Source organism: Plantactinospora sp. DSM 117369, assembly GCF_053764795.1.
On record NZ_CM132446.1, the window covers coordinates 998,600 to 1,013,074 of the forward strand.

General features: G+C 72.9%; 11 protein-coding genes and 1 pseudogene. 7 read left to right on the top strand and 5 right to left on the bottom strand.

Translation table 11 applies throughout. The annotated features are described in order from the left end of the window. Positions 1-113: 113 nt before the first annotated feature. Together ACSMXO_RS04580 and ACSMXO_RS04585 are read left to right on the top strand one after the other, a co-directional pair. Positions 114-1,697: an acyl-CoA mutase large subunit family protein gene (locus tag ACSMXO_RS04580; RefSeq protein ID WP_455416802.1), complete on the top strand. Its 1,584-nt coding sequence runs from the start codon at positions 114-116 to the stop codon at positions 1,695-1,697. Positions 1,698-2,203: 506 nt separating this feature from the next. Further along, the gene (locus ACSMXO_RS04585; RefSeq protein ID WP_346260334.1) at positions 2,204-3,457 is read left to right on the top strand and encodes an amidohydrolase; all 1,254 of its coding nucleotides are present in this window, start codon (positions 2,204-2,206) and stop codon (positions 3,455-3,457) included. A 90-nt stretch (positions 3,458-3,547) separates the two neighbouring features. Here ACSMXO_RS04585 and ACSMXO_RS04590 read toward each other — a convergent pair whose 3' ends face one another. Then, positions 3,548-4,567, bottom strand: coding sequence for a DUF4349 domain-containing protein (locus ACSMXO_RS04590; protein WP_455416803.1), 1,020 nt, complete (start codon positions 4,565-4,567; stop codon positions 3,548-3,550). Positions 4,568-4,682: 115 nt separating this feature from the next. Between ACSMXO_RS04590 and ACSMXO_RS04595 the strand changes: the two genes are divergently transcribed. From ACSMXO_RS04595 to ACSMXO_RS04605, 3 genes are all read left to right on the top strand, one after another. Next, a complete protein-coding gene (locus ACSMXO_RS04595; protein WP_346260336.1) occupies positions 4,683-5,312 on the top strand; it encodes an MBL fold metallo-hydrolase in 630 nt (209 codons plus the stop codon). Positions 5,313-5,330: 18 nt separating this feature from the next. Next, the gene (locus ACSMXO_RS04600) at positions 5,331-6,395 is read left to right on the top strand and encodes a hypothetical protein (RefSeq protein ID WP_455416804.1); all 1,065 of its coding nucleotides are present in this window, start codon (positions 5,331-5,333) and stop codon (positions 6,393-6,395) included. A gap of 301 nt (positions 6,396-6,696) precedes the next feature. After that, on the top strand, positions 6,697-7,455 hold the full coding sequence (locus ACSMXO_RS04605; protein ID WP_346260338.1) for an SCO6745 family protein: 759 nt from the start codon (positions 6,697-6,699) through the stop codon (positions 7,453-7,455). A 127-nt stretch (positions 7,456-7,582) separates the two neighbouring features. Here the strand turns inward: ACSMXO_RS04605 and ACSMXO_RS04610 are convergent, their stop codons facing one another. Both ACSMXO_RS04610 and ACSMXO_RS04615 read right to left on the bottom strand, forming a co-directional pair. After that, entirely contained in the window at positions 7,583-8,398 is an 816-nt protein-coding gene (locus ACSMXO_RS04610) for an ABC transporter permease (RefSeq protein ID WP_455416805.1), read from the bottom strand. 128 nt (positions 8,399-8,526) lie between these two features. Then, positions 8,527-9,183 (bottom strand): annotated as a pseudogene (locus ACSMXO_RS04615) (ABC transporter ATP-binding protein); the annotation flags it as partial. 131 nt (positions 9,184-9,314) lie between these two features. On the opposite strand from ACSMXO_RS04615, the gene ACSMXO_RS04620 reads away from it, so the two are divergent. Further along, positions 9,315-11,270, top strand: coding sequence for a sensor histidine kinase (locus tag ACSMXO_RS04620; protein WP_455416806.1), 1,956 nt, complete (start codon positions 9,315-9,317; stop codon positions 11,268-11,270). A gap of 36 nt (positions 11,271-11,306) precedes the next feature. On the opposite strand, the gene ACSMXO_RS04625 is transcribed toward ACSMXO_RS04620, so the two are convergent. After that, positions 11,307-11,762 carry a gamma-glutamylcyclotransferase gene (locus ACSMXO_RS04625; protein WP_101369614.1) on the bottom strand — a complete coding sequence of 152 codons (456 nt, stop codon included), beginning with the start codon at positions 11,760-11,762 and terminating at the stop codon, positions 11,307-11,309. 106 nt (positions 11,763-11,868) lie between these two features. Here ACSMXO_RS04625 and ACSMXO_RS04630 point away from each other — a divergent pair, with 106 nt between their 5' ends. Further along, complete coding sequence (locus ACSMXO_RS04630; RefSeq protein ID WP_346260341.1) at positions 11,869-13,272, top strand: NAD(P)H-quinone dehydrogenase; 1,404 nt, start codon at positions 11,869-11,871, stop codon at positions 13,270-13,272. Positions 13,273-13,625: 353 nt separating this feature from the next. Here ACSMXO_RS04630 and ACSMXO_RS04635 read toward each other — a convergent pair whose 3' ends face one another. Next, positions 13,626-14,474, bottom strand: coding sequence for a helix-turn-helix domain-containing protein (locus tag ACSMXO_RS04635; RefSeq protein WP_455416807.1), 849 nt, complete (start codon positions 14,472-14,474; stop codon positions 13,626-13,628). Between the last annotated feature and the right edge of the window lies 1 nt (position 14,475).

Genomic DNA, 14,475 nt, shown 5'->3' on the forward strand with positions numbered 1-14,475 from the left:
CACCCGGGCCGGGCGTTACGCCGGGCATCCCCGGACGCTCTCGGTGCGCTTCCGGCGGGGCCGATTCGGCCCGGGAGAGTCCGGTGCGCGGGAGCCGGCCTACCATGCCGGTCATGAGTGAAGGTCGGTCGAGCGAGTCGGGTTTCCCGATCAAGGCGGTCTACGACGCCGCCGACGTGCCGGCAGGTCTGGACGCCCGGCTCGGTGCGCCCGGCGAGTTCCCGTACGCCCGGGGCGTCTACCCGACGATGTACACCTCTCGGCCGTGGACCATGCGCCAGTACGCCGGCTTCGGCACCGCCACCGAGTCCAACGCGCGCTACCACCAGCTCCTCGCCGCCGGCACCATGGGGCTCTCGGTCGCCTTCGACCTGCCCACCCAGATGGGCTACGACTCCGACCACCCGATCGCGCACGGGGAGGTCGGCAAGGTCGGCGTGGCGATCGACTCGGTCGACGACATGAGTGCCCTCTTCGCCGGCATCCCGCTGGACAAGGTCTCCACCTCGATGACCATCAACGCCCCCGGCTCGGTGCTGCTGCTGCTCTATCAACTGGTGGCGGAACAGTCCGGGGTGGCCGGCTCGGCGCTGAACGGGACGATCCAGAACGACATCCTGAAGGAGTACATCGCCCGGGGCACCTACATCTTCCCGCCCAAGCCCTCGCTGCGGCTGGTCGCCGACACCTTCGGCTACTGCCGCAAGGAGGTGCCGAGGTGGAACACCATCTCGATCTCCGGCTACCACATGGCCGAGGCCGGGGCGACCCCGGTGCAGGAGATCGCCTTCACCCTGGCCAACGGCATCTCCTACGTCCGCGCCGCGCTCGCCGCCGGCCTCGCCGTGGACGACTTCGCGCCCCGGCTCTCCTTCTTCTTCGTGGCCCGGACCACCCTGCTGGAGGAGGTGGCGAAGTTCCGGGCCGCCCGGCGGATCTGGGCCAACCTGATGCGGGACGAGTTCGGCGCGCAGAACCCGAAGTCGCTGATGCTGCGCTTCCACACCCAGACCGCCGGGGTGCAGCTCACCGCCCAGCAGCCGGAGGTGAACATGGTGCGGGTCGCCGTGCAGGGCCTGGCGGCGGTGCTCGGCGGCACCCAGTCGCTGCACACCAACAGCTTCGACGAGGCGATCGCGCTGCCCACCGAGAAGGCGGCCCGGCTGGCGCTGCGTACCCAGCAGGTGCTGGCGTACGAGACCGACCTGACCGCCACGGTGGACCCGTTCGCCGGCTCGTACGTCGTCGAGGCGATGACGGACGAGATCGAGGCGGGGGTGCGGGAGCTGATGGCCCGGGTCGCCGAGTACGGCTCGGCGGTGGAGGCGATCGAGGCGGGCTTCCAGAAGCGCGAGATCGAGTCCTCGGCCTACCGGGTGGCCCAGGAGATCGAGTCCGGCGACCGGGTGGTGGTCGGGGTCAACCGGTTCACCGTCGACGAGGAGGAGCCGTACCAGCCGCTCCGGGTCGACCCGGCGATCGAGGCGGCCCAGCGCGAGCGGCTGGCCCGGCTGCGGGCCGACCGGGACTCAGCCGCCGTCGAGCGCGCCCTCGCCGACCTGCGCACGGTCGCCTCGGGTACGGAGAACGTGCTCTATCCGATGAAGGAGGCGCTGCGGGCCCGGGCCACCGTGGGCGAGGTCTGTGGCGTGCTGCGCGAGGTGTGGGGGACGTACCGGCCCAGCGACCGGTTCTGACCGCCCGCGACCGCACCGGCGTACCGGGCGGGCCGCGCCACGCCGCCCGCTGGCGGGTACTCCGGTCGGGTGATCGGCGGTCGGTGGAGTGCCGGCCCGGTTTTTCGGGTATCGGGAGGTGGCCGGGCCCCATCGGTGGATGACGGACAGCCTGTGCGCGGCCCGTTTGACACCAACTGTCACCCTGGGGACCCCCGCCACCCCACCCGGTGGTGCTCCACCGTCGCCTGCCCGAGGGCGGTCGGAACCTCGACAAATCGGACGTGCGGCGCTGCTGCCGAGCTAGATCGTGACCGGTGAAACCGTCACGCGTTGTAGGAGGTGTGGCACAGATGGCGGGGTCTGATGGCGGGGTAGGCAGCCCTCCGTACGTTGCCGAGCGCTCCTACCAGGGCTTTCGTGACGCTGTGCTGTCTGATCACTACCAGAACGAGGTTGCGCAGCGTCACCGTCGGCGGTCTAGGCTGTCCGAGTCCCATCCCATCCACAGTGATCGAGAATTCGACGTGACGAGTGCGTTGCAACTGCCGACCGGCAGCCAGCCGGCGTCGTCGGAATCCGAGACGCCGCCCGGGTCCGAGCCCCTGCCCTTCGGGCTCGACCGGATGCTCGACGTCCGGCTGCCCGATCTGATCGCTACCCGCCGGTTCCTGCACGCCCATCCGGAACTCTCCGGCCAGGAGTTCGATACCGCCGCACTGATCGCCCGGGAGCTGGCGCTGGCCGGTCTGGAGCCGCGCCTGCTGCCGAAGGGCAACGGGGTGATCTGCGACATCGACGGGCGGCCGTCCGGGCCCGTGGTCGCGCTCCGGGCCGACCTCGACGCACTGCCGCTGACCGACGTCAAAGACGTCCCGTACCGGTCCACCGTGGACGGTGCCTGCCACGCCTGCGGGCACGACGTGCACACCACCGTCGTGCTCGGGGTCGGCCTGCTGCTGGCCCAGCTCGCCCGGCGGGGCGAACTGGACGGGCGGGTCCGGCTGATCTTCCAGCCGGCCGAGGAGATCCTGCCCTGCGGCTCACTGGAGGTCATCGAGGCCGGTGGGCTGACCGACGTGACCCAGATCTTCGCCCTGCACTGCGACCCCAACCTGCCGGTCGGCCGGGTCGGCCTGCGGGTCGGCCCGATCACGGCGGCGGCGGACAACATCACCGTCCGGCTGACCGGACCGGGCGGGCACACCGCCCGGCCGCACCTGACCGTCGACCTGGTCGACGCGCTGGGCCGGCTGGTCACCGAGGTACCGGCGCTGGTCAACCGCCGGGTGCCGGCGAACAGCGGACTGCTGCTGGTCTTCGGGCAGGCCTCGGCCGGTACCCAGTACAACGTCATCCCGAACGAGGCGATGGCCGCCGGCACGCTCCGGGTGCTGGACCGGGACACCTGGGACCAGGCACCGAAGATCGTCGCCCAGGTGGTCCGGGACGTGATCGCCCCGACCGGCGCCACCGTGGACGTCGAATACCTGCGCGGGCGCCCGCCGGTGGTCAACGACGCCGGGGCGATCCAGGTGCTGACCGCCGCGACCGTGGCCTCGGCCGGCCCGGCCGGGATCGCCGAGACCCCGCAGAGCATGGGTGGCGAGGACTTCTCCTGGTATCTGGAGCACGTACCGGGTGCGCTGGCCCGGCTCGGCGTCGGGCGGGCGGCGGCCAACGTCGACCTGCACCGGGCGACGTTCGACGTGGACGAGCGGGCGATCGGGGTGGGCGTACGGCTGCTGGTGCAGACCGCGCTCAAGGCCCTGGCCGGCTGACCGCCGTACCCGACCGGGGTTGCGGCGACGGTCCGGGCCGGGGCCGCCGGGTGCCCTGGACGCGGCACCCGGCGTACCCGGGAAAACGGCTCAGCCGGGCGGGGCCGGCGCTTGGGCCGGGACCACGGGCGTGCTCCGGGGCGGAGCCGGCGGGGTCGGCCGGGAGCGCCGGCCGCGGAGCCGGCGGACCAGCCAGACCAGCCCGAACGCCGGCAGGCCCAGCGCGACGGCCCACGGCAGCAGTGCGCCCAGCACGGTCAACAGGACCTGCAGCGACACGACGAACGCCTTCCAGCCGCCCTCCAGCCCGGCCAGGAAACCGACCGCAGGCTCGTCGTCCTCCGGCACCTGGGCGTTCGGCCCGAGCAGCACGGCGGTGACCGTGGAGAGCGCGGTCAGGTCGGCCAGCCGGCGTTTCTTCGCCTCCAGCGAGGCGAGGTCCGCCTCCCGCTTGGCCAGCTCGCTCTCCAGCATCACCAGGTCCGACAGGGACTTCGCCTGGGCCAGCAGCCGCCGACCGCTGGCCACCCTCGCCTGCTGGGTGGCGATCCGGGCGTCCAGGTCGAGAGTCTCCTCGGTGACGTCGTCGGTCTTCACCTCCCGGCGCAACTGTTCGCCCAGCCGGGCGACCTCGTCCACCACGGCGGCGAACCGGTCGGCCGGGACCCGCAGTTGCAGGGTCGCCTCGGAACGTGACGCGTCGCTGCTCCGGTTGTCGCCACCGAGGAAGCCGCCGGCCCCGGTCACGATGCCCACTGCCCGGGCAGCCGCCGCCTCCACGTCGTCCACCCGTACCGTCACGGAGCCGGTGTAGACGATCGCGCGCTGGCCGACCCCCAGCTCGGTCGTCGGTTCCTTCGCCGGCTGGCCGGCCTGTGGTGCCCCGCCCCCGCCCAGCGGCCCCTCGGCCGCGCCCGGCTGTGCCTGCTCGGCACCGCCGGCCGGGGCGTCCGCCGAGGTGCCGGAGGCACTGTCCCCACCGTCGGCTCCGCAGCCGGTCAGCGCCAGGGCGGCGGTCAGCGCCACCGCACCCAGCAGCCCGGCCCGGCGGCGGCCCGGCCCGACCGAGATCCTGCCCCGTCCGACCACGGTCCTGCTTCGTCCGCTCATGTCCGCTCCGTTCGTCCGTCCCCCGTAGAGGCGTTCCGTCAGACGTGCCGCGAAGTCACCCCGGTTCCGGCAGACTGCGCTGGAGACATCACGATTCGGTGACCGAGGAGTCTCGATGCGACTGACCAAGTACGGCCACGCCTGCGTACGGGTGGAGGAGGACGGGGCGGTGCTGGTCATCGACCCCGGCAACCTCACCGAGCCGGCCGCGCTGGACGGGGTGGACGCGGTGCTGATCACCCACGAGCACGCCGACCACCTCGACGTGGACGCCCTGGCCGACGCGCTCGACCGGCGCCCGTCGGTGACCGTCCACACCCATCCCGAGGTGGCGTCCAAACTGGACGCGCTGGCCGGCGTGGTGCGTACGGTCTCCTCCGGGGAGTCGTTCGAGGCGGCCGGGTTCGCCGTGCGGGCGTACGGCGGCTGGCACGCCGAGATCCATCCGGAGATTCCCCGGGTGGTGAACCTCGGCTTCCTGGTGAACGACTCGGTGTACCACCCGGGCGACTCGTTCGACGTACCGGAGGCGGTGCAGGTGGACACCCTGTTCGTGCCGATCTCGGGTCCCTGGCTCAAGCTCGCCGACTCGGTGAGCTTCGTCCGGGCGGTCAACCCGCGCCGGGCGTACGCGTTGCACGACGGGCTGCTCGGCGACGCCGGGCTCACGGTCTACGACAAGAACATGGCGCTGCTGGCCAACTGTGACTACGCCCGCCTGGTGCCCGGGACCGCGGTCGACTGAGCCCGGAGAATCGGAAGAATGCCCGGCCTGCCCCGTGACCTCGTCGAACGGCTCTACACCGCGCCGCCGGACGGCTTCGTCGCCGCCCGCTCCGAGGCGGTCGCCGCGGCCCGGGCCGCCGGTGACCCGAGCACCGCCCGGGAGATAGCCAAGCTGCGCAAGCCGACCGTGGCGGCCTGGCTGGTGAACCTGCTGGCGCTGCGCCGCCCGGAGCTGATGGCCGACCTGGTCGAGCTCTCCGCCGCGCTCCGGGGCGCACAGCGGGAACTGCGCGGTGACCGCCTGCGGGAACTCTCCGCCCAGCGGCGGGGCGTGGTGGGCGCGCTGGTCGGCCAGGCCCGGGCGCTCGCCGAGGAGGAGGATCCCCGACTGGCTGCCGGAAAGCTGCCGCTGGCCGAGGTGGAGGCGACGTTGAACGCGGCGCTGGCCGATGTCGAGGTCGCCGAGCAGGCCCGGTCCGGCCGGCTGGTCCGGGCGGCGAGCTACGCCGGCTTCGGCGAGGTACCCCGGCCGCAGTTGCGACTGATCGTCGGCGGCCTGGACGCCGACGAGCTGACCGAAGGCGCCGTCGATGAACTGGTCGAGGATGCCACCGAGGCCGCCGTCGCCGAGGCCACGGAGGCGGGCCGGGAGACCCGGACCGGTGCGGCGGGTCGGGCGGCGGCGCGCGGCCGACGTACCGGAGGCGGGGCGGGGGGACCGGGTGGTGCCGGTGGGCAGCGGAGCACCTCGACCGCCGAGCGGGCAGCCGCCCGGGCTGCCCGGGCCGAGGAGTCTGCCCGGGCAGCCCGCCGTCGTACCCTCGATCGGGCGCTGGCCGAGGCGCGTACCCGGCAGGAGCGGGCCGAGGCGGAGCTGGCGGCGGCGGTGGCGGCCGAGCGGGACGCCGCCGCCGCGCTGACCGCGATCGAGTCCGAACTTGCCGAACTGGAGCGGCGGCGGGCCGCCGCCGAACAGGAGTCCGGGCGGCGCAAACTGGCGAGGCGGGCCGCCGAGCGGGGAGCGGTCGCCGCCCGGCGCCGGGCCGGCGAGGTGCAGGCGGCGGTCGAGGCGATGGCGGAGGACGGCGACGACACGCCCTGAGGCGCGCGCCGCCGTCACCGATTTCCGGCCGGCCGATGCACGCCCGGGCGCCCGGCTCTTCCTCGGCGTCGAGCCGGACACCGGTGGCAGCGCGACCGTGCTGGCCGGAGAGCCGTGCGCGGGGCGCGACCCGAAGGTCGTGCCTGGCCGGTAGGGCGTGCCGGCTCGGTCGGGCCGGGAGGCGCCCGGCGAGTCGTTCCGGCGCGGCTGGCGGTCGGGGCTGCCGAAATCCCGGTCCGCGAGGCAGACTCAACCGGGTGACGCGGGCACAACCCGGAACTCAGACCGGAAGGCAGTGTCGTTGACCCCCGAGCAGGCCGCCGGCGCGGCCAGGCCGACCGTGCTGAAGTTGGGCAGCGCCTTCATCGAGTGTCCCCGCACGCTGCGCCGGGCGCGCCAGATGGGCATCTCCGGCTGGGCATTCCTGGTGACCGGTCGCGGTGCGGTCCTCGGTGACGTACGGACCGAGACCGTGGCCGCCGCGATCGGCATCCTCTCGCCGGACGCGGTCGCCGACGGCTGGGAGACCGCCGTCCGGGTGGCCACCCCGAGCGCGGTGGCCGAGGTCAGCCGGGCCGAGTGCTGCCGCTGGGGGATCGACTACCTGGCCGGCTTCCCGCCGCTGGCCCGGCTGATCGAGTTGGTCGAGCCGGTCGTGGTGGCGGCCGACGCCACCGGGATGCCGCTCTTCGCGGCCTGGCGGGGCATGCCGGTGCCGGCGGACGCCGCCCCGGCCGCCCGGGCGGCGGTGCTGCTGCACCTGCTCTTCGAGTACTACTCCGGCGCCAGCCTGATGGCGGTACGCGCGGCTGGTATGACGGCGATGGAGGTCATCCTCGCCGGTCCGGAGGGCGAGTCCGGCGCGGTGACGTACGGCTGGTCGCCGCCGTACCCGCCGGTCGGGCCGCTGGTCCGGCGGCGGCTCTGGGCCGAGTCGGTGACCGACCGGATCGTGGCCCAGGCGTACGGGGTGCTCGACCCGGCGGAGCGGGTGGAGTTGGTCAGCCTGCTCGGCGCCGCGCTGACCGGGGTGCGGATGTCGCCGCCCAACCTGGACTGACCACACCCTCCCCGGCCAACTGGTCCCGTCGGGCCGAGTGCACGCGATCGCCGTGGTTCCGCCCACCCTCGACGGAACCACGGCGCCGGTCCGCACCCCCGTCCGCGGGCGGTGGTGGCCCGTGGGGTCAGGACCAGCGGAACAGCTTCGCGGCCAGCGCGCCGAAGAGCGCGGTGGAGCCGACCAGCACCGCCAGGTGCAGTGGCTGCGGCGAGTCGCCGGTCCAGGTGTCCTGGAGTGCCTGGGAGGCGGCGCCCAGCGGGGTCACGTCGGCGACCCGGCGTACCGCCTCCGGCATCAGCGGGCCCGGGGTCCAGACTCCGGCCGCGAAGAGCATCGGGTAGTAGATCAGGCTGCCGATGCCCGTCGCGGCCCGGCTCGTCGGAGTGAAGGCGGCGACCAGCAGGGCCAGCGTCACCATCGAGGCCGAGCCGAGCACGAAGGCGGTGAGCAGTCCGGGTACGTTCGGCCGGGCCTCGATCCCGAAGACCAGCCGACCGGCGAGCAGCGCCAGCACGGAGCCGGCGAGCAGCGCGGCCACGTTGACCGCCAACTGTGCCACCAGCAGCCGGATCGGCGAGACCGGCGTGGTGGAGAGCCGGCGCAGTACACCCTTCTCCCGGTCGGCGGCGAGCGTGTTCAGCAGGTTGACCAGGGCGACGGTGCCGATCGCCAGGGCCAGGGTGATCGGCAGGTAGAACTCGATCGGCTTCCGTCCGCCGATGTCCGCGTTCGGCTCGTTGAATCCCGGCATGGCGCTGCCGAGGATCAGGACCAGGGCGGCGGGGAAGATCACCGCGAAGAAGGAGCCCAGCGGGTCCCGGACGAAGAGCTTCGCCTCGGTGACGACCAGCTTGCCGGTGCTCCGGCCGGCGGTACGGCCTCGGCGCCCCCGGCCGGTGGCGCCGGACGGGACGGGTTCGGGACGGGCGGAGGCATTCATCAGGGTTCCTCGATCCTTCGGTTCGGGCGGGTAGGAGGGCCGGGTCAGTTCGGGCTGCTGGCGGTCGAACCGGTCAGGGCGAGGACGGCGTCCTCCAGGGTGGGGCGCTCGACGCCGGGCACGTCGGCCCGGGCCACCAGCTCAGCCGGGGTGTCGATCGCGACCACCTCACCGGCCCGGATCACGGCCAGCCGGTCGCAGAGCCGCTCGGCCTCGTCCATGAAGTGGGTGACCAGGACGACGGTCACACCCCGGTCCCGGACCTCCCGGACGAGCTGCCAGGTGTCCCGGCGGGCCTGCGGGTCCAGCCCGGTGGTCAGCTCGTCGAGTACCGCGATCCGGGGGTTGCCGACCAGGGCGAGCGCGACGGAGAGCCGCTGCTTCTGCCCGCCGGAGAGCTTGCCGAACACCGTGTTCCGCTTCGCCGCCAGCCCCAGCTCGTCCATCAGCGCCCGCCAGTCGGCCGGCTCGGCGTAGAACGAGCTGTACAGGTCAAGCGCCTCCCAGACCTTCAGCCGGTCCGGCAGGTGGCTCTCCTGGAGCTGGATGCCGACCTGGCGGCGCAGCGCGGCGCGGTCCCGGGCCGGATCCAGCCCGAGTACCCGGATCGTTCCGCCGTCGGCCCGGCGCAGCCCGGTCAGGCACTCGACGGTGGTGGTCTTGCCGGAGCCGTTGGGGCCGACGATCCCGAAGATCTCTCCGGCCGATACCTCGAAGGAGACGTCGCGGACCGCGACCTGGTCGCCGTACCGCTTGTGCAGGTTGCCGATCTCGATGACTGTCATGCCAAAAACGCTAGGAATCCCGGCCGTTACCCGGAATGCGTCCACCCGCCCGGCCGGGGTGCAGGTAACTACACCCCGGCCGGGCGCCTGGCAGCAGTCCGCCCGAGGCGCCGGGCGGCCAGACTTGACGCATGTCGCGCCGGTACGGTCTCGCGTTCGTCCGTAACCTCGCCCAGGCCGGGCTGGGTCTGCTCGGCCTGGGGATGTCCGTACTGCTGGTGGCGGCGGCCACCCTGGTCGTGCCGTACCTGCCGGCGGCCCGGGCCGGCAAGCGGCTGGCCGATCTGGGCCGGCGGCTGGCCGGGCGCTGGGGCGGCGTGCCGATTCCGGTCGAGCAGCGTCCGGGACCGCCGGTGCCGCGGCGCAGGGCAGACGGCTGGTACGTCTACGAGAACGAGCTCTACCGCTCGCCCCGGCTGCCGGCGTACCTGATGGAGATCACCTGGCGCGGCGAGGACCCGGCGCTGCTCCGCGAGTGGGTCTGGCTGCACCTCACGCCCTTCGCCGGCGGTCTCGGCACGCTGGTCCCGCCGGTGCTGGCCGGTGCCGGGGTCGGGCTCGGCGCGCTCGGGCTGACCGGCGGCACGGCCCCGGTCGTCGGCTCGCCGCCGCTGGCGCTGGCGCTGCCGGTCGGGCTGGCGCTGGTCGCGCTCGGTTTCGCCGTCGCGCCGCTGACGCTGCGGCTGCACGCCCTGTGGAGCCGGTTGCTGCTCCAGCCGGCGGAGCGGTCCTGGTGGCACCGGTCGAGGCTGGCCGGCTGGACGACGCGGCGGTCGTCCGCTGCCTGGCACGGTGCCGGGCTGGTCGGTCTCGGGGCCGCGGCGTTCGGCGGCTTCCTGCTGAACCTGGTGACCTTGCTGGGCGCCTGGACCGCCCTGTCGCCGCAGGTGTCCAAGCTGACCCGAACGCTGGTGACCCGCTACCGCCGGTACGTCCACACCTGGGCCGGGGTCACGATTCCGGAGCCGTACCGGCCCTTTCCCACGCTGCCCCGGCCCGAGGAGGACGGCCGCTACCGGGTCGGCCGTACCCTGCACGCCGACCGGTCGTCGGCGATCCGCGCCCAGGCGTGGGAGTGGACCTTCACCGATCCGGCGTTCTGGCGGGACCAGCTCTGGATGGCCACCAACCCGCTGCTCGGGGCGCTCGGACTGGTCCCCGCCGCGCTGATCTCGCTGGGGTTGTTCGGGCTGGTCGGGCAGCCGATCTGGTGGGCGCCCTGGGCCGTGCCGCTGGGACTGTTCAGCGGGGAGTGGGTCACGCCGTGGTACCTCTGGTACGGCGTGACGTACCTCTCGCCGGACCTCGGCGGAATTCCCGGCTGGACCAGCGTGCTGCTCGGCCTGGCGATGGCCGGCCTTGGTGTGCTGCTCGCCCCGGCCCTGCTCCGGCTGCGCCTGCGGTACGACCGGCTGCTGCTCGCCCCGACCCGGTCGGCCGAGCTGGCGCTGCGGGTACGGCGACTGACCGAGACCCGGGCCGACGCCGTCGACACGCAGGCGGCCGAACTGCGCCGGATCGAACGGGACCTGCACGACGGGGCGCAGGCCCGGCTGATCGCGGTCGGGCTCAGCCTGGCCGGGGTGGAGCGGCTGATCGAGGAGGATCCGTCCGCCGCGCAGGCGATGGTGGCCCAGGCCCGGTACGCCTCGGCGACCGCGCTGACCGAACTGCGGGACCTGGTCCGGGGCATCCATCCGCCGGTACTCGCCGAGCGGGGTCTGCCGGACGCGCTCCGGGCCGTGGCGCTGGACAGCCCGGTCCCGGTACGGGTGACCGGGGAACTGCCGGGCCGGCTCGACGCGCCGGTGGAGTCGGCGGCGTACTTCTGCGTGCTGGAGGCGCTGGCCAACGCCAGCCGGCATGGCGGTGCGAGCATGGTGGAGATCGACATCGCGCACACCGGTACGGTGCTGCGGATCACGGTCGTCGACGACGGTCGGGGCGGCGCCGATCCGGCCCGGGGCACCGGGCTGCGCGGCGTGCGGCGTCGGCTGGGCGCGTTCGACGGGATACTCACCGTGCGCAGCCCGGTCGGCGGCCCGACGCTGGTGACGGTGGAGATCCCCTGCCCACGCCCCGGGTAGCGCAGACGGCTTCGCCGGGTAGCGGAGGCGACCGGGTCAGGCCGAGGCGGTGCCGGTCGGCCGGGAGCGCAGCTCGGCCACGTAGTCGTCGGGCGCACCGGCCTTCTCCGCCGCGTTGGCGATCTCCGACAGGTACCACGCGGTGGGCAGCCCGCCCTCGTAGCCGGCGAAGACGTAGACCCAGGCGGTGATCTCGCCGTCCAGGGTGACCACCCGGACGTGCAGCTTCCGGTACGTGCCGGAGGCCACCCCCTCGACCTCGTCGAGTTGGGCGGCGTCCCAGGAGTGCACGTCGTAGAGTGCGACGAAGACCCGATCGCCGGGCGACTCGACGATGGTGGTGACGGCGCCCTCCCAGCCGATCACCCCCTCACCGGCGAAGGTGAGCCGCCAGCCTTCCAGCCAGCCGGTGCCCACCATCGGTGAGTGCGGGCAGTAGGCACGCATCCGGGCGGGATCGAGGTTTGAGCCGTACGCGGCGTAATGACGCACGGCGATGACGATAGCCCGGTGGAGGGGTGGGGGAGAATACGACCGTGCGTGTCGGACGGGTTCTGCACAAGATTGTCACTGGAAGCATCGACGGAGGGCGAGCACTGTGAGCCGGATTGTGATCATCGGCGGGGGGCCGGCCGGCTACGAGGCGGCGCTGGTCGCCGCCCAGTTGGACGCCGACGTGACGGTGGTCGAGGCCGACGGGGCGGGCGGGGCGTGCGTGCTGCACGACTGCGTACCGTCGAAGACCTTCATCGCCAGTTCCGAAGTGGTGACCGGATATCGGGACACCGAGGAGTTCGGGGTGCACTCGGACGGGCTGGACGCGATCACCGTCGACGCGTCGACCGTCCACGGCCGGGTCAAGCGGCTCGCACTCGCCCAGTCCGCCGACATCCAGGCAAAGCTGATCAAGGCCGGCGTGACCTTCGTCTCCGGTCGGGCCCGGCTCGGCGAGGACACGCTCGGTCACACCCACCGGGTGCTGGTGACCCCGTCGGACGGTGACTCCACGTACTCGATGGACGCCTCGACCGTGCTGATCGCCACCGGCGCCACCCCGAGGGTGCTGCCCACCGCGGTCCCGGACGGCGAGCGGATCCTGGATTGGCGCCAGGTCTACGACCTGACCGAGCTGCCGGAGCGGCTGATCGTGATCGGCTCCGGCGTCACCGGCGCCGAGTTCGCCAGTGCCTACCTGGCGATGGGGGTGCAGGTGACCCTGGTCTCCAGCCGCGACCGGGTGATGCCGCACGAGGACCCCGATGCCGCGATGGCGATCGAGCAGGTCTTCCGGGCCCGGGGGATGGAGATCCTCAACAACAGCCGGGCGAACGCGGTCCGCCGCTCCGGCGACGGGGTGGAGGTCGAACTCGCCGACGGCAGGGTGGTGTCCGGCTCGCACGCGCTGATGGCGGTCGGCTCGATCCCCAACACCGCCGACCTCGGCCTGACCGAGTACGGCGTGACGGTGGCACCGGGCGGCTACGTCAGCACCGACCGGGTCTCCCGGACCAACGTGCCCGGCATCTACGCCGCCGGTGACTGCACCGGGGTACTCCCGCTGGCCAGCGTCGCCGCCATGCAGGGCCGGATCGCAATGTGGCACGCGCTGGGCGAGGCGGTCTCGCCGCTGCGGCTGCGTACCGTCGCCGCCAACGTCTTCACCGATCCCGAGCTGGCCACGGTCGGGGTGTCGCAGAACGAGGTGGACTCCGGGCGGGTACCGGCCCGCCAGGTGATGCTGCCGCTGGCCGGCAACGCCCGGGCCAAGATGGCCGACGTGCGGGACGGGTTCATCAAGCTGTTTTGCCGGCCGGCCAGCGGGCAGGTGGTCGGCGGTGTCGTGGTGGCGCCGAAGGCCAGCGAGCTGATCCTGCCGATCACGATGGCGGTGGAGAATAATCTCACCGTCGACCAGTTGGCGATGACCTTCACCATCTATCCCTCGCTGTCCGGTTCGATCACCGAGGCGGCGCGGCAGTTGATGCTGCACGGGCTGGAGTAGCGGCTCCGGCGGCTCTTCGGGGGGGCTCCGGGCGGGTGGTACGGATAGCTTCGCGGGGCGGTGGTGGCGCGGCCGGCGGCGTACCGTTGTCGGCGCGCGAGCCGTATCCCGTCGGGTCCCCCGTTCCCGGTGGTCGAAGCGGTTCGCCACCGGGCCGCCGGCGGGTCCCGCGCCGGCGGCCCTCCTAATCGGCGAGCCCGCCACCGGTGATCAAGGCACCGAGCAGAAGCTACGAACTTCTTCGTGGCCGAGGTCAACCGCAGCACCTGACCGGCCAGATTCCGGCCCGGGTCTCTGTCGATCCGGGCCGGTGGTCGCGCTTACGTGCCGTAGGGCTCCATCGCGACCGAGACCTACGTGCCGTGGGTGATGTCGCTGGCTGCCCGGACGATCAGGCGGCGCGCGTCCTCGCCGACCGCCGCCTGCTCCCACAGCCGATCAACCACCCTGGCGTGCGCGTCGGCGTCATCGCCGCGATAGGTGATCTCACCGAGGAAGGTGTCGACGATCGCCAGGTCGTCATACAGCTGGACGGCATGCTGGGGTGCGGTGGTTAGCGGCACACCCATCGGGACGATGCCGAACCGGATGTTGGGCAACCCGACGATCGTTTGAAGCCGGTCGAGCTGTCCGCGCATGACGTCCGGCGGGCAGAGCAACCACCGAAGCACGGGCTCGGCCAGCAGGAACTCGAACTGCTTCGTGGTGTCGTACAGATATGCCTGGCGCTGCATCCTGGCGGCCACGGCCTCATCGACGTCGGCGACGGTGAGATCGTGCAGGTCGACCATCTCGCTGAGCACGCGACGGGCGTACTCGGCGGTCTGGAGCAGCCCTGGCATGTAGACGGTCTCGAAGTGCCTGACCAGCCGGGCGTTCCGGACGAGTTCGTTGTAGCTGGCCTGCACGGCGACCTGACCGCGCCGCATCCGACGCTTCCAGTCGTGGCGGGCGGTTTGCGCTTCGCCGAGCAGGCGGATGAGGTCATCCGCTTCGGCCTCGGCGTTGCAGGCCGAAGCCCAGGCAGCGAGGTCCACCGCCGTCGGCATCTGCTTGCCGTTCTCGATGCGGGACACCTTCGACGGCTGCCACCCGGCACGCTCCGCCAGATCCTTGCCGGACAGGCCCGCCCGCGTACGCAGGGAACGCAGGCGGGCCGCCAGTCCGTCAGGCTGGGCCAGCCACTCTTCGATCGGGTTCACC